The 15,292-nt window shown below is 68.0% G+C and carries 11 protein-coding genes; 7 read left to right on the forward strand and 4 right to left on the reverse strand.

Annotated features, from left to right (window positions below):
• Nucleotide 1: 1 nt before the first annotated feature.
• Nucleotides 2–793: a dioxygenase gene (locus ACFY10_RS19640; RefSeq protein WP_390666407.1), complete on the reverse strand. Its 792-nt coding sequence runs from the start codon at nt 791–793 to the stop codon at nt 2–4.
• Between the two features lie 97 nt (nt 794–890).
• Between ACFY10_RS19640 and ACFY10_RS19645 the strand changes: the two genes are divergently transcribed.
• Complete coding sequence (locus tag ACFY10_RS19645) at nt 891–1,421, forward strand: MarR family winged helix-turn-helix transcriptional regulator (protein WP_390666408.1); 531 nt, start codon at nt 891–893, stop codon at nt 1,419–1,421.
• A 114-nt stretch (nt 1,422–1,535) separates the two neighbouring features.
• Here the strand turns inward: ACFY10_RS19645 and ACFY10_RS19650 are convergent, their stop codons facing one another.
• Nucleotides 1,536–3,077: an MFS transporter gene (locus tag ACFY10_RS19650; RefSeq protein ID WP_390666409.1), complete on the reverse strand. Its 1,542-nt coding sequence runs from the start codon at nt 3,075–3,077 to the stop codon at nt 1,536–1,538.
• Nucleotides 3,078–3,202: 125 nt separating this feature from the next.
• Nucleotides 3,203–3,862, reverse strand: coding sequence for a TetR/AcrR family transcriptional regulator (locus ACFY10_RS19655; protein WP_390666410.1), 660 nt, complete (start codon nt 3,860–3,862; stop codon nt 3,203–3,205).
• Between the two features lie 257 nt (nt 3,863–4,119).
• Here ACFY10_RS19655 and ACFY10_RS19660 point away from each other — a divergent pair, with 257 nt between their 5' ends.
• Together ACFY10_RS19660 and ACFY10_RS19665 are read left to right on the forward strand one after the other, a co-directional pair.
• Nucleotides 4,120–5,406, forward strand: coding sequence for a M6 family metalloprotease domain-containing protein (locus ACFY10_RS19660; protein WP_390666411.1), 1,287 nt, complete (start codon nt 4,120–4,122; stop codon nt 5,404–5,406).
• A 71-nt stretch (nt 5,407–5,477) separates the two neighbouring features.
• Entirely contained in the window at nt 5,478–7,169 is a 1,692-nt protein-coding gene (locus ACFY10_RS19665; RefSeq protein ID WP_390666412.1) for an IclR family transcriptional regulator C-terminal domain-containing protein, read from the forward strand.
• A 596-nt stretch (nt 7,170–7,765) separates the two neighbouring features.
• On the opposite strand, the gene ACFY10_RS19670 is transcribed toward ACFY10_RS19665, so the two are convergent.
• Nucleotides 7,766–9,193: an esterase/lipase family protein gene (locus tag ACFY10_RS19670; RefSeq protein ID WP_390666413.1), complete on the reverse strand. Its 1,428-nt coding sequence runs from the start codon at nt 9,191–9,193 to the stop codon at nt 7,766–7,768.
• A 68-nt stretch (nt 9,194–9,261) separates the two neighbouring features.
• Between ACFY10_RS19670 and ACFY10_RS19675 the strand changes: the two genes are divergently transcribed.
• The 4 genes from ACFY10_RS19675 to ACFY10_RS19690 all read left to right on the forward strand — a co-directional run bounded on the left by ACFY10_RS19675 (nt 9,262) and on the right by ACFY10_RS19690 (nt 15,137).
• Entirely contained in the window at nt 9,262–11,433 is a 2,172-nt protein-coding gene (locus ACFY10_RS19675; protein WP_390666414.1) for a hypothetical protein, read from the forward strand.
• A complete protein-coding gene (locus tag ACFY10_RS19680) occupies nt 11,420–13,777 on the forward strand; it encodes a WD40 repeat domain-containing protein (protein WP_390666415.1) in 2,358 nt (785 codons plus the stop codon). The genes ACFY10_RS19675 and ACFY10_RS19680 overlap by 14 nt, the downstream gene beginning before the upstream one ends.
• A gap of 219 nt (nt 13,778–13,996) precedes the next feature.
• The gene (locus ACFY10_RS19685; protein ID WP_351473880.1) at nt 13,997–14,683 is read left to right on the forward strand and encodes an RES family NAD+ phosphorylase; all 687 of its coding nucleotides are present in this window, start codon (nt 13,997–13,999) and stop codon (nt 14,681–14,683) included.
• A gap of 262 nt (nt 14,684–14,945) precedes the next feature.
• Nucleotides 14,946–15,137 (forward strand): hypothetical protein, encoded by a 192-nt coding sequence (locus tag ACFY10_RS19690; RefSeq protein WP_351473883.1) that lies wholly within the window; start codon nt 14,946–14,948, stop codon nt 15,135–15,137.
• Nucleotides 15,138–15,292 lie beyond the last annotated feature (155 nt).

Consider the following 15,292-nt stretch of genomic DNA (forward strand, 5'->3'; position numbering starts at 1 on the left):
GTCAGCCGAACTGCACCGACCGCTTCGCCATCCCCATCCAGAAGCCGTCGATCACCGACTTCTGCGCGTCCAGCTCGCCGGTGACGTCCGCCGCGCCCATGGTCACGAACAGCGGGGCGAAGTGCTCGGTGCGCGGGTGGGCGTAGCGGCCGGCCGGGGCCTTGTGGAGGAAGTCCAGCAGGCCGTCCCAGTCCCGGGCCTCCAGCGCCCGCCGGCCCCAGTCGTCGAACTCCGAGGACCAGCTCGGCACTCCCCCGCCCGTGTGCCGCAGCGCGGCCAGGTTGTGGGTGAAGAAGCCGGAGCCGACGATCAGCACGCCCTCCTCGCGCAGCGGCGCGAGCCTGCGGCCGATCTCCATCAGCTTCACCGGGTCGAGGGTCGGCATCGAGATCTGCAGGACCGGGATGTCGGCGGCCGGGAACATCTCGACGAGCGGGACATAGGCACCGTGGTCGAGGCCGCGGTCCGGGATGTCCTGCACGGGCATGCCCGGGGCGCGCAGCAACTTCCGTATCGACTGCGCGAGTTCGGGCGCGCCCGGGGCCTCGTACGTCACCCGGTAGTAGTGCTCGGGGAAGCCCCAGAAGTCGTAGACGAGCGGGATCGTCTCCACCGCGCCCAGTGCGAGGGGGGCCTCCTCCCAGTGGGCGGAGACCATGAGGATCGCCTTGGGGCGGGGCAGACCGGCGGACCAGGCGGCGAGTTCGCCGGGCCAGATCGGGTCGTCCGCGAGCGGTGGGGCGCCGTGGCTGAGGTAGAGGGCGGGCATGCGCTCCTGGGTGGCGGCGGACATGACGGTGACTCCCAATGCTTGAATTCTCAAACTCCCTGCTTCAGAGCATACGCCCCATTTGTTTAATGTTCAAGGAGAGCTCTCGTACAGTGGATACATGAATACGGCACCCGCATCCGCCCCCGCCCAGGAAGCAGCCACCGAAGAACCCCGCTGGCTCACCGACGACGAGCAGCGCATCTGGCGCTCCTACCTGCACGCCACCACGCTCCTCGAGGACCATCTCGACCGCCAGCTCCAGCGGGACGCGGGCATGCCGCACATCTACTACGGGCTGCTGGTCGGGCTCGCCGAGGCCCCGCGCCGACGGCTGCGGATGACCGAGCTGGCCATGAAGTCGAAGATCACCCGTTCCCGTCTCTCGCACGCGATCGCGCGCCTGGAGAAGAACGGCTGGGTGCGGCGCGAGGACTGTCCCTCCGACAAGCGGGGGCAGTTCGCGGTGCTGACGGACCAGGGCGCCGAGGTGCTGGGGCGGACCGCGCCGGGCCATGTGACGGCCGTACGGCAGGCCGTGTTCGAGCGGCTCACCCCCGAACAGCAGGAGACCCTCGGCGAGATCATGCAGATCGTCGCCGAGGGCCTCCAGCCCAGCGATGCGGGCGCGGACCTGCCCTGGCTCCGCTGAGCCGCTCACTCAGCAGGGCCAGGGCAGTTCCCGGAGCCGTACGCGGGAGGCGTCCCCTTCCTCTCGCGTACGGATGGTTCCGAATTCCGAAGGGGTACGGCCGGACGGTCGCCGTCAGTGGGCGACCACCGGGACGGCCAGCTCGTCCTCGACGCCCTCCTCGGAGCCGGTCACCGTGGTCGAGCCGGGGGTGCCGGCGTTGACGAGGGTCACGACGATCGCGGCGGCGAGCACCAGCATGCCGACGGCGAACCAGATGGCGTTGGTGTAGCCGTGCACCGCGCCCTGCATCTGGACCAGCTGCGCCTGCGACTTGGAGGTCGCGCCGGCGATGTGGTCCTTGATGTACGCGGTCGTCGCGGACGCGGCGATCGTGTTCAGCAGGGCCGTACCGATCGCGCCGCCCACCTGCTGCGAGGTGTTGACCATCGCGGAGGCGACACCGGCGTCCCGGGGCTCGACGCCCAGGGTGGCCAGGGACATGGCCGGCATGAACGCCGTACCCATGCCGAGACCGAGCAGCATCATCGAAGGCAGGATCGTCGAGGCGTACGACGAGCCGATCTCCAGCTGGGTCAGCAGGAGCATGCCGCCCGCGGCGACCACGAAGCCGGGGCCCATCAGCAGCCGGGCCGGGACCCGGGTCATCAGGCGGGTGCCGATCTGGGTCGAGCCGACCATCATGCCCGCGATCATGGGCAGGAAGGCGAAGCCCGTCTTGATCGGCGAGTAGCCCTTGATGACCTGCAGGTAGTAGGTCAGGAAGAGGAACGTGCCGAACATCGCGATGATGGCGATGCCGAGGGAGAGGTAGATGCCGCCGCGGTTGCGGTCGGTGACCACGCGCAGGGGCAGCAGCGGGGCCTTGACCTTGGCCTCGGTGATGACGAAGGCGATCAGCAGGACGGCCGACGCGACGAACAGGGAGATGGTCGTGGTGTCGCCCCAGCCGTCGGACTCGGCGCGGGTGAAGCCGTAGACGAGCGAGACCAGGCCGAGGGTGGAGAGCAGGACGCCCGGGATGTCGAGCGGGTTGCGGTTGCGGCCGCCCTCCGGCTCACGGATGACGAAGTACGCGCCCAGCGCGGCCACGATGGCGAACGGGATGTTGACGAAGAACGTCCAGCGCCAGTCCATGTACTCGGTGAGCACGCCGCCGAGGATGAAGCCGACGGCGCCGCCGCCACCGGCGATCGCACCGTAGATACCGAACGCCTTGGCGCGCTCCTTGGCGTCCGTGAACATTACGGCGAGCAGGGAGAGCGCGGCGGGCGCGAGCAGGGCACCGAAGACGCCCTGGAGGGCGCGGGCGCCGAACATCATGGCGCCGGTGGTCGCCGCACCGCCGAGCGCGGAGGCGGCGGCGAAGCCGACGAGACCCACGACGAAGGCGCGCTTGCGGCCCCACAGGTCGGCGATCCGGCCGCCGAACAGGAGCAGACCGCCGAAGGCGAGGGCGTAGGCCGTGACGACCCACTGCCGGTTGCCGTCCGAGATGCCCAGGTCGGTCTGGGCGGACGGCAGGGCGATGTTCACGATGGTCGCGTCCAGCACGACCATCAGCTGGGCGAGCGCTATGAAGACGAGCGCTTTCCAGCGATTGGCGTCGCCCGTGTTCTCGACGGCGCCTGGAGCCTTTGAGGCTGTTGCAGACATGGATGTACCCACTTCGGGACTTCGTGACGGAAAAAAGGCTGTCTTACGGGGACGGCTCGTCTACGGGCTTCCGGCGACGGCCGGTGAGTCGGTGTCGGGTGTAGTGACTGGCTTGGGGTGCGGAACTAATCGCAGGGCCGGCGCAGATCCTCCACGGTCACGGGCGCGCCCGGCAGGACCGATCGGGCCGGGGCCCGCAGTCCGTCCAGGAACAGCTGCAGATGGCGGTGTACGAAGCGGTCGTTGCTGAGGCAGTCGGTGCCGGCCGGGGGCCGGCTGAGCTGGGAGACGACGATCATCAGGTCCCCGACGGCGACGTCGGGGCGTAGCTGGCCGGCCGCCTTGGCGCGGTCCATGACGTCCTCGACGATCTGCTCGACGCGCTCACGGGCCGCTTCGAGGTCGGGATGGTTCTGGTCGAAGGTGCTCTGGACCATCGGGCACAGCGCGCTGATCCGCTCGTCGGCGGCGCTGTGCACGAAGTGCTCGAGCGCCTCGAAGGCGTCCCCGTTCTGCGCGAGCGCATGCTCGGCCGCCTCGGACATACGGTCCATGACGGAGCAGACGACCTCGCGGACGAGTGCGTCGCGGTCGGGGAAGTTGCGGTACACCGTGGCATTGCCCACGCCGGCCCGACGGGCGATCTCGTCGAGCGGCACATCCGGGCCGAACTCGGTGAACATCTCCCGCGCGGCGGCGACGATCCGCTCCCGGTTGCGCAGGGCGTCGGCACGTGGCCGCGTCACCTTGCGCTGCGCGGGCTTCGTGGTCGTCGTGGCCGTCACGGCGTGCTCCTCGATGACTGGTGCTTGCGATCCGGGGATGTGTTCCCCGTTTCGCTTGGACACCTGACTAAACGGGGAGACGCTCCCCGGTTATTTCAGGTTGACAGAGAGATTTAATGTGACCTGAGTCACACCGCCCTTTCGCCGAAACCCCACGTTCGGGCTCCTCCAGCGCGCGCCCGCGCAGCCCCCGAATCAGGGTGATCGAAAGGGCGCAGTCCGATGCCGACGGCTGCCATGGACGAAGGGGCCCGTGCATGCCACCGAGCCGTCGGATACGTCCGCGCCGCGCGGCCGCCCTCGCGTCCGTGACCGTCCTGACCTTCGCGGTCAGCACCTCGGCCGGCACCGGACATCTGACGGCGCGCTCCACGACGGCCGGGGCGGGCCCGGTCGCGCCGGCCCGCAGCACCGTGCTCGACCCTTGCATGATCAGGGGCGGTCACGCCATCCAGTTGTCGGAGGGCGTACCCACCGGCGCCGGCTACTCCCGCTCCACGGGCACCGTCCGCGCCCTTACCCTGATGGTCGACTTCTCCGACGCACCCGGCCCCGGCAATGCGCTCGACCGCTTCCACGAGTTCTTCCCCAAGACCCGGCAGTGGTTCAGCACCGCCTCCTACGGCCGCCTCGACTACCGCCCCGAGACCCCCATCCCGCACTGGCTGCGCATGCCGAAACCGTTCAAGGCGTACCGCATAGAACGCGGCGCTCCCTTCGACTCCGGCTACCGCGACCTCGTCCAGGACATCGTGAGCGCCGCCGACCCCAAGGTGGACTTCCAGAACTACGACTTCCTGAACGTGCTGATGACACCGAACGCCGGCCCGTCCGCCCTGGACACGGTCCTGTCGGTGACCTTCGCCGGCAACACGGAGGCACCGATCGCCGACGGCGTCCCCGTCGCCAACGCGTCCTTCGTCTACTCCCGCCAGGACGACGGCTCCGGCTCCTACGGCAGGACCGGCTACCGGGTGCTGCCGCACGAGAACGGCCATGTCTTCGGCCTGCCCGACCTCTACACCCAGCAGGGCGGCGGCGCGGTCGGGCACTGGGACATCATGAGCGAGGACTGGGGCGCCAACAACGACCTGCTCGGCTGGCACAAGTGGAAGCTCGGCTGGCTGGACCCGTCCCAGGTCAACTGCACCTCGCGGCACGGCACCACGCAGTACACGCTGACCCCGCTGGAGCGCGCGGGCGGCCCGAAGATGGTCTTCGTGCCGTTCAGCCGCCGCACCGGATACGCCGTGGAGGTGCGCGTCCGCGCGGGCAACGACGAGGCCGTGTGCCGGCCGGGCGTGCTGATCTACAAGGTCGACGCGGACGTGGAGACGGGCATGGGACCGGTGACGGTGTACGACTCCCGGCGCGACAGCGGCGGCTGCACCCGCAGCCCCAACGTCCACGCGGAACTCTCGGACGCCCCCTTCACACCGGGCGAGGTCTTCAAGGACCCGAAGAGGGGGATCCGGATCGCGGTGACGGGGGCGGCCGGGTCCGGCGGCTCCCGAAGCTACCGGGTGCTGGTGACCCGGCGGTGAGCGGCCCGGAGTGAAGGTGACAGGTCTCCGCATTACGGTAGGCGTGCCCCGACCGCCGTACCGGAGACCCGATGCCCGCGAAGCCCACGATGGACACCGACGCCGCTTCGCCCGCCGTACCGGCCGGCTCCCCCGCCGTACCGGCCGAGGCGGTCGCGCCGCTCATCCGTGGGGTCGCCGTGCTGCAACGGCTGACCGAGGCCGGCGGGGTGCTGAGCCCGAGCGGACTGGAGCGGGCCACGGGCCTCGCCCGCTCCACGGTCGACCGGATCACCGCCACCCTCGCCCGGATGGGATACGTCCGCCTCGACGGCCGGGACGTGATCCTCACCCCCCGCCTGATGGAACTGGGCAACGCCTACCTGTCCGCCCTGCGCCTGCCCGAACTGCTGGACGCAAGGGCCGACGCACTCGCCGACGAGCTGGACGAATCCGTGTCCCTGGCGGTCGCCGACCGCGACGGCATCCGCTTCATCCACCAGGCCACCCGCCGCCGCGCGATGTCCCTGAGCTTCCGCATCGGCGACCTGCTGCCGGCCGAACGCACCGCACCGGGTTCGCTGTTCGCGACGGAGTGGACCAAGGACGAGTGGCGGGAATGGCGCAAGCGCAGGGCGGCAGACCCGGAGGGGTTCGGCTTCCCGGCCGTACCCCCGCTCCAACGACATTCCCCCGACGAGGACTTCGAGCACCGGGCCGCCGAATCGGCCGCGGACGGCTGGGCGTTGGACGACCAGCTGATCGAACCGGGCCTGGTCGCCGTCTCCGTGCCCGTACGGGATCCCCGTACCGGACGCATCGCCTGCGCGGCGAGCGTGGTGAGCCACACCAGCCGGCACACCGCGGCGGACCTGCGCGACACCCTGCTCCCCCGGCTGCGGGCTGCCGTCCGGGCGATGGAGGACGACCTGCGCGAGGTGCCACCCGCTCAGCCGGCCGCCGCACCCTCGGGCCTGGCGACCTGGACCGGCGCGTCGAAGCAGGAACTGGGCAGGGAGTTCGTCGAGTCCCTGGCCCGCGGTCTGACGGTCCTGACGGCCTTCGGCGAGGGCCGCGCCGCCCTGACGCTGACGGAGGTGGCAAAGGCGACGGGCCTGGCGCGGGCGACGGCCCGCCGGGCACTGATCACCTACGAGCACCTGGGCCTGGTCCACGCCCAGGACCGCACCTTCGAACTGACCCCACGCGTCCTGTCACTCGGCTTCCCGCCCCTTTCCCGCACCTCCCTCCCCGAGATCGCGGCCCCGCACATGGCCGAACTGGCCCAGCGGGTCCACGAGTCGACGTCCCTGGCCGTGCTGTCGGGTGACGACATCCAGTACACGGCCCGGGTCGCCACCACCCGCATCATGAGCGTGAACATCACCGTGGGCACGCGACTGCCGGCATACGCGACGTCGATGGGCCGCGTCCTGCTGGCAGACCTGCCCCCGGCCGACCGCCGCCTCCCCCTCCCCCTGCAACCGCTCACCCCGCACACCCTGACCGACCCGGAGGCCCTCACCCGCCTCCTCACCGAGATCCGCTCCCAGGGCCACGCCCTGGTCGACGAGGAACTCGAAGAGGGCCTGCGCTCCATCGCGGTCCCGGTCCGCGACCGCACGGGCCGAGCGGTCGCCGCCCTGAACGTGGCCATGCACGCGGCCCGCCACACGGTCGAGGAGTGCGAGCAGGACATCCTGCCCCGGCTACGGGCCACGGCGAACCGCATCGAGGAGGACCTGCACGTCGCTGCCCGCTTCACCCGCCTGCCGGTGTCCTGACCCCCGCACCCCGCCCCACCAGATCCGGTACGCTGACGCCTGTGGCCTTCACGGCCACAATCCCGCGCCTTCGTGGGGCTTGTAGAAAACTCCGTCGCCGCAGGTCAGCGAGTGGCCAGGAGATAGCTCCGGAACGCACGCCCGTCGATTCGGAAACGATCAGCTGATCGCTGCAGGTCAGGGCGCGTTCTCGGGAACATGCCAGTCGGCCTTCTGGAAGTGACCCGTAGAGGCGTGAAGCCTTGCACGTTCTTGTCGGCTCGAAGGCTTCCTCGCACACTCAATGCTTCACCCGGAAGACGGTGAACGATGGTGTCGTACGTGGGTCCAGACTGGCAGTCAAGCCACGGCCCTTTCCCGTCGCAACGGGATCGCAGCCGGGACCGGCACAGCCTCACGGGCCGAGAACGGCCCCGGTCCAACGACTCTGCTTGTACCTCGCAGCGCAAAAGGCAAGACCGCCGAGGAAGCGCACCATGCTCTTCGTCGGCAATCTCGCTACTTGCGCGGGCGGCGGAGAATTAGACCAGAACTGGTTGCCCACGGAGTGCGCACCCAGGAGATCGGGTACCCACGTTGATTCGCGAGGCTGGCTCCTATTCCACTTCCCTCGTGGCTCCGGCTTCACTGGCCAGGACAAGTTGGGTGATGGTGTGGCCGTCAATGGTGCGAACGGTGACGCGGTACAAGCCCGGAACATTCACGGTGGTCCTGGCCTTGATCTGCCCGTCACCCCAGCCTGCTTTGATGACCTGCGGGTTCTGACCGGCAACGTCGGCTATTTCGCACCGGAGACCAGCCAAGGAATCCACGCCGCTGAGCGTGATACTCCAAACGGTTCCGACTTCTACCAGATCGGGAACGTCCAGTCCGCAGCCGGGGGCGCCCTGAGGCGGGCCCAAGTGTTCGTCGTCCCGCAGTATTTCCGCTACGGCCTTGAGCGCGACGCGATCGGAGGCGACGGCTCCATGCTGTAGCGGAAGTGGTGTGACAGCGGGTCCGACGGCTGCGGAATCCTTGTATACGGTGCCGTCGCCCTTGACGTCATAGAACCTCAGGCCGCCGCGCGAGTCGCGGATGAAGTCACCACTGGTGTGCTGGCGAGCTCCGTGCTGATGCGGGTAAACCACGCCGTCGCGGATCGTGAGACTTTGCATGGTGGCCTGATTTGTGCCGGCCACCGCCCAGTGCCCGGGCAACCTGACGTTCGCCTGCTTTTCTTGGAACTCGACTGCTGCCTGGGCGAGTTCGGCATTACCTCCGATGCCTGTCACATCGCTGGGGGTGAGGCGACGGACATCGTTCCCGTCGATGAGGCAGGCGTACTGCGGAAGAAGGTCATGAAGGCCTGGCATGGTGGCTGAGATGGATTGCAGTTGCCGGTGCGGGAGCGGGACTGGGGCACCGCGCCCGGTGTTGAGGATCGCGGCTGCCTTCACCGCACCGTAGAAGGGCGTACCAAGGGTGAGTACGGCGCGCGTGTCGTCGGCCAGAGCGCCGTCGTACGGGGCATCGAGGGCGGCCCGGGTGACGAGGCCTCCCATGGAATGAGCGACGAAGACGAGGCGTGCCGGACGTTCGTCCACACGGTTGCGCCGAGCGGCGTCGTGGGCAGGATGCAATCGCCAGGCGGTCAGGTGGCGGCGGGCGGCCTCGGCCAACAGGTGGCCGTTGACGGCGACAGGCAGGCGCCAGTCGTAGGCGAACTCCAGGACGGCGGCCGAATCGGCGACGCAGCCTTGGACCGCATTGATCAGGTTGGTGTAGGGCTCGAACCCCTGGAGGTAGGGAGTCCAGGATGAGTGGCGCATCAGCTGAGTGGGCTTGATCCGGGTGGTCTTGCCTTCCAGTTCCTCCGGAGTCAGGCGCAGCGGCTCGAGGCCCTTGGGCCGTGTCCATGCCTTCAAGAGCCACGACACGCCGGATAAGCCCCAGATGGTCTTCTGAGTGACGGTGTCGTAGAGCTCACTGCCCATGATGCCCGGGACGATGACAACGGCGTCCTGGGTGATGTCGGCGGTCACATCCGATGTGGCGGAGGAGTTCGCAGGTTCTGGCCCGTGGCGATTCATGGCTGTGAACAATAGAGAACATGCAGGGGGAGCACGGGGAGATTGGCTTAGTCGGGCAGGCCAATCCGTCAAAGAGTGAAGAGGGCGCAGGGCCGGCCGCGGGCTCACTGGTCATCGTGACTGTGGAGGACGGGGACCCTGAGTTCGCCAAGGCGATCGAGGAACAGCTGTCGGTCGTGACTGCGTGGTGGAAGGCAGGACCGGAACCGGGCGAAGGGTTTGTACAGACCATTCTGCGTGCGCCGGAGGAACGTCACGATGTGGAACGTTTCTTGCACAGCTCCGGCATCCGGGACGCGGCAGAAGACGAGGCGCTGGTCCTCTACATCACGTCACACGGCGCTGTCGGCACATCCACCAGACACTTCCTGCTCCTGCCAAGCACGGACACTGATCGGCTGCTGGCGACGGGCATGCCGACGAACGAGGTTGTCATCGCGGCTCTCGACTCGCAGGCCTGCCATGTACTCGTGATCGTCAACGCCTGTGAGGCGGAAGGCATCGATGTAGAGCTCAGGGACCTGGCCCGCGACCTTGTCCGGCCAGAGTCCCCGGGGAGGGCGCTGAACGTCGTGGCGACAACGGGGGCCCGTTCCCCGGTGCTGGGCCGCGAGTTCGCCGTCGTCCTGCGCATGGCCTTCGAGTGGTTTCAGGACGCGGCCGGTATCGCCCGTCCGTACCTGTCGATCTCCGAATTCATGCAGGCTCTCGAGCAGGCCACCGACCGACTCAACGAAGAACGGGATCTTTCACTCGCGGGTCCCCGAACGGTCCTCCAGGGCAAGCTCGGCGCCCCGACCCCTACCCTGCCCAACCCTGGCTACCGGCCCAAACCGCAGGTGGTCACAGAAGCCAGAGAGGAAGTCGCAGCCACGCCCGAGGAACTGGAGTACTGGCTGGACCGCGCCAGCGGCCGCGCCAGCCGCGACGATCCCGGCTGGTACTTCTCCGGCCGCCAGGAACTCAACCGCCGACTGACGAGCTTCGTCAAAGGTCCCGCGGGCGTCCTCATCGTGACCGGCACCGCCGCCAGTGGGAAATCCGCGGTACTGGCCCGGGCAGTGACGCTCAGCGATTCCGCCTTCCGGGCGTCACCTCGCTACGCAGAGGCAGTGAGCAAGTCTCCCGCGAACACCGTCCCGGACGAGGGATCGATCCACGTGGCGGTTTCAGCCCGCAACCGCGGGCCGCTGAGCCTGATCGAAGCCATCGGTACCAGACTGGGCGGTGAGCGGGACCGCACACAACCTGCGGCAGATGCTCTGCGGCAATGGCAGGAAGGGCTGCGCACATTCTTCACGTCCCGTCAGAAGGACACGGTCACGGTGGTCGTCGACGGCCTGGACGAATCCCCGGAGGCTGGTGCCTGCATCCGAGATGTTCTCGTGCCTCTCGCCGGCTATGCCGGCGGGCTGCCCGGTATGGCGGACGGAATCTCGATCCCCGCCCAGGCTGCCGACTCCACGTCGGCCGAACCGTCCTCCGACCACAGTGGCCTGCGTCTCCTCATCGGGGTCCGCAGCACCAGCCCGGGTACCCCGGTGGCGTCGGCCGCCACCGGGGTACCCGGGCTGGTGCAGGAACTCCGGCTTGTCTTCCCGGCAGCGCAGGTGGTGCGCACGGACGGAGAGGGGGTGCAGGCGGATATCGCCGCCTACGTGACTGCTCTGTTGGCCGGGGCTCCCTGGGGCACCGACCCGAAGGTGATCGCCTCGGCAGCGGAGCGAGTGGCGCGTCATGCAGGTCGGTCTTTCCTGGACGCCCGCTTGGCCGCCGAACAGTTGCGTCGGGGCGACGGAGTCGCACTGCTCCGCGACCAGCTGTGGCTCTCACGGCTCGACCGGGGCACCGTGGGGCTGTTCGAGCAAGATCTCAACCAGGTCGGCGATGACGGCCTGAACCGGGAGGAGGCGCTCGCCCTGCTGCGCGCCACCGCGTTCGGGCTGGGGCGCGGAATGCCGTGGGCCCAGGTGTGGCCGGCCGTGGCTTCAGCGCTGCTGCAGGCCCGTATCGATCACGCCGACGAGAAGATCCGACGGCTCCTCGAAGGCCGACTTGCCGGATACCTCACACATGACATCGAGGATGACCACGTTGTGTACCGACCCGCCCACGAGCAACTCGGGGTGATGCTGCGCCAGTGGCCTCAGCCGCCGCACGAGATGAGGAGGGCCTTGGATGAACCCGGATGAGCGGCAGAGGAGCGCCGACACCGGTGAGCAGCAGGCCCATGCACGCATCGCAGCCGCACTGGCGCGTTTGGTCAAGCCTGATGCAGTGACCGTGCCGCACCCCTATCTGACCCGGCACCTGGCTCACCATGCCGCGCTCGGCGAGGCTCTGGATGACAGCCACGTGCCGCCTGGCCTGCTGCCGTGGGTCTCCGGCGACGGAGTCCGGGGACGTCTCGGCCTCCCACACGCACGCCGTGCGAACCGGGAATGGCTCACGGCATGGGCTGCCATCGAGCCCTACGTCCAGGACACGGATCTCCCCTCCCGCTGCTCCAGTCTGCATCTGGCCTACACAGCCTTGCGGTTTCCCGGTGTTCCCCGGCAAGACCTGCCTCAGGAGGCCGCAGAATTCCCGGGCTCCCGCCTGTGTGTCCTCTGGTCACAATGGGCGCCGCCCTCCAACGTGCTCGCGACGCTGAACCGTCGCAGTCTGTCGCTGGCCACGGCCGAAGGTCCCGGTGGTGCGCAACTGCTGGTTGTAGGCAGTGAGTTGGGCGGCATCGAGCTCATCGACACGGCTACCGGTACACCTGTCGGGGACCGGATTCCCGCGCACGACGGCGACGTGCGATGCCTGTTCTTCGTGGCGCACTCCACCGGCGATGGAGCGCTTGTGTCTGGCAGCACCGACGGCACGGTACGCGTCTGGGACACGGTCCGGGGGATCCTGCTTGACCATATGACGTTCGGGGGGCGTACCTGGACCGCTGCTGTCACCGGATACCGCGACGACGCAGGGACGTTGACTGTGGCAGCGGTCAACGGTGACGGCGCGGTGAAACTCTGGCGCGAGCACTCGGAGGAACTCCACCTGGCCGACATGAGCGCTCATCCGTCGGAACAGGCCGCATTCGCACTGGGCCTCGCCATCGGCCCCGGCGGACGGCAGCTGCTGGTCGGTGCCGGCCGCACGCTGAAAGTGTGGGACACCGCGGATCATCGATTGCTGCATGAGTACTCTGTGGGCGCTCCGGTCAGGTGCCTGACTGAAACGACCATGCCGGGCTGGGTCGCAACCGGCCACAGCGACGGCTCCATCACCCTGTGGGATACGGCTTCAGGCCTCCAAGCTATCTTCCGAGGAGAGGAAGAGCCTGTCACCGCCCTGGCGGCACTGCGCATCGACGGCTCGGACCTAATCGCCGCGGCCGGCTCCGGATCAACGATCGATCTGTGGGACATGGACACCAGGCATAGGACCGGTCAGCTCACCGGACACACGGACGCCGTGACAGCCCTGCGCACGATCTCGGCCGACGACTGCGACCGGCTCGCCTCCACCGCTCGGGACAACACGGTCCGGCTTTGGGACACGCATTCCATCCGTCACGCGATTCGGGGCACCGCCACAGCCCCCGCCGCCGTAGCTGCGGCAATCACTCCGGAGTCCGTTGGCGCACCGCTCCTGGCCGTCAATTACAGCACCGCGCAAACCCAGGTCTGGGACACCCTCACCGGGACGGTCACCGGCTCGTTCGGCAGGGATTCGAAGCATGCCTCGTCTGCCCTCAACTGGGCACCGGAGCACGAAGGCCGGCGCTTACTCCTCTGGGCGGCATCCGACCACAGCATCCGGTCCTGGGACCCCGTACGCGGTGCTGCTGCCGGCGTCCTTCTCAAGGGGCACTCCCGGCCCATACACGTCCTCGCCTCGACTGCAGCCTGCGATGGACGGCGGTTGGCCATCAGCGGCGACGATTTCACAGTCCGGCTCTGGGACCTGGACAGAGGACGACCGCTACAGCAGTGGCGGCATCCCTACACGGTCCGAACCGTAGCGGCGGCATCCGACGGAGTCAGCGCGGACTGGTTCGCTTCTGGCAGTGCTGACGGGACGGTGCGCCTTTGGGCGGGCGCAGACCATGCGCCCAAAAAGGTCCTCTACTGTCGACAGGGGATCATCAATGCCGTGGCCATCAACACGGGCACCTCCCCGTTGCCGCCTTTCCTCGCCAGCGGTGGAGATGACCACACGGTGCGCCTATGGGACTTGCGCACCCTCGAACCCATCGGCGAGCCTCTTCGAGGCCACACAGCCGCCGTCGAGGCCATCGCTACCTGGACAACGTCCGCTGATATCGCTCGCTCCTACGTCGCCAGCTCCTCTCGGGACGGCACGATCCGGGTCTGGGATGCGACAACGTCTTACTGCGTCCTGCAGCTGGCCACGGGAACTCCTGTGCACACGCTGTCCGTGCGCCCCTCCGGCGAATCCGTCTACAAGGTCGTCCTCGCCATGGCGGGAGAGGCCGGAGTCGCCGTTCTCGAGTTGGACCTGGAGGACCCGTCGCCTACGAAATAGGCCGTGCGCCCCCTCAAATCCTTCGTGCGCCCCTCATGGGATCGGCAGGACCAGTCGCCCTTGTCTGTCCAGCAGCAGAAAATGATCGTTCGGCTGTGTTCAGACGCCCGGGCATCCGGCAGTGCGTGCCGACACCCGTCCCTGCCGCGCACACGGCGAGCAACGAGCCAGACCCGAGAACCGACACGTGCAAGTTCGTACCTGAGTGAGGAGCGGCCCATGAGCGAGGGCACACCGTTAGAGGCAAGTCTCATACCGGCACCGGAACGCGGGGTGTGGCGCCTGGGGAAGGCGGAGAACCCACGCAAGTACAACAAGATCAGCCGGGAAGACGACAGCCGCTCGGGGGGCAACCGGTGGAGCCTGGTGAGCTACGGCACCTTGTACTGCGCCTCCGATCTTGACGGGTGCTTCGCCGAGGCGCTGGCTCCTTTCCGTGTGGATCCCGAACTGCGTGAATTCATCGGCGACGACTGGAACGAGCCCTACTTCATGAGGCCCGGGCACCTTCCCCAGGACTGGCGCACCCGGCACACGCTGGTGCGGTTACAGCCGGCCAAGGAGGCGCGCTTCTTAGACGTCGACAACGAGCAGACGCAGCGCACGTTGTCGAGAGAGCTCAAGGAAGAGCTGGCGCAGTTCGACATCACCGACCTGACCGCCGAACACGTCCAAGGCACGAACCGCAGGGTGACGCGCCAGATCGCCGCCTGGGCAATCGCACAGCGCGACCCACAACAGGGCCGGCTGATCCACGGGATCGCCTACCGCTCCCGCTTCGGGATGCGCCAGTGCTGGGCCATCTTCAGCGATGTCGATCTGGAAGAGGTGGAGAGGCAGCCGATCTGGCCGGAGACCGAGGGGCTGGGGAGAGTCGCCGAAGAGTACGGACTCACCATCCGCTGACGCCGCGACACCACACTCGCTATCCCCCGCTCGCATCCACCTTGAAACCTCCATCAGCCGCGTAGCCCGAACGAAGGAAAACGTCAGTGACCACCTGACACCATCAGGCGACAGGATCGAGCGAAGCTGCACGTCAGATCCCCAACCTCGCTTCGATGAACCGATCTTGATAGGTCTTCAGGCGGCAGAAGTTAGCGCAAAAACGGTGGAGTTAGAGGTGGATTCTGGGTAGCCTTAACTCATGAACTATTGGGGAGGGACCATGAACACACTCAGCCACCAGTTACCAGCAGCCGCCATCGCCGCACCTGCGATCGCGCTGATACCTCCTGACGGCGCTCCGCAGGCCAGCCAGCCGAGCAACTGGCGTCGCAACAAGCTCCTGCACAGCCTGCACCCCCTCAGTCAGCCCAGCACCGGATCTGCCTCCGAGACCGGCATGCAGCGATGCTGACCACAGGCGTCTAGCGCCGTCATGATCCGCAGAGGTCACGCTTCCCCGCGGATCCACCTTTCAGAAGCGTCACATCAGTCAGCGGCGCCGAGCCCGCATCTGCACTCCATCGGACGTGCGGCAGGCCGAGTTGTCCGCAATCAAGTCCTGCACCC

The sequence above is a fragment of the Streptomyces sp. NPDC001401 genome (assembly GCF_042895385.1).
Taxonomy (GTDB): Bacteria; Actinomycetota; Actinomycetes; order Streptomycetales; family Streptomycetaceae; genus Streptomyces.

Coding starts and splice junctions, on each gene's coding strand:
- ACFY10_RS19640 (WP_390666407.1), bottom strand. CDS start 793: ATGTCCGCCGCCACCCAGGAGCGCATGCCCGCCCTCTACCTCAGCCAC.
- ACFY10_RS19645 (WP_390666408.1), top strand. CDS start 891: ATGAATACGGCACCCGCATCCGCCCCCGCCCAGGAAGCAGCCACCGAA.
- ACFY10_RS19650 (WP_390666409.1), bottom strand. CDS start 3,077: ATGTCTGCAACAGCCTCAAAGGCTCCAGGCGCCGTCGAGAACACGGGC.
- ACFY10_RS19660 (WP_390666411.1), top strand. CDS start 4,120: ATGCCACCGAGCCGTCGGATACGTCCGCGCCGCGCGGCCGCCCTCGCG.
- ACFY10_RS19665 (WP_390666412.1), top strand. CDS start 5,478: ATGCCCGCGAAGCCCACGATGGACACCGACGCCGCTTCGCCCGCCGTA.
- ACFY10_RS19675 (WP_390666414.1), top strand. CDS start 9,262: ATGCAGGGGGAGCACGGGGAGATTGGCTTAGTCGGGCAGGCCAATCCG.
- ACFY10_RS19680 (WP_390666415.1), top strand. CDS start 11,420: ATGAACCCGGATGAGCGGCAGAGGAGCGCCGACACCGGTGAGCAGCAG.
- ACFY10_RS19685 (WP_351473880.1), top strand. CDS start 13,997: ATGAGCGAGGGCACACCGTTAGAGGCAAGTCTCATACCGGCACCGGAA.
- ACFY10_RS19690 (WP_351473883.1), top strand. CDS start 14,946: ATGAACACACTCAGCCACCAGTTACCAGCAGCCGCCATCGCCGCACCT.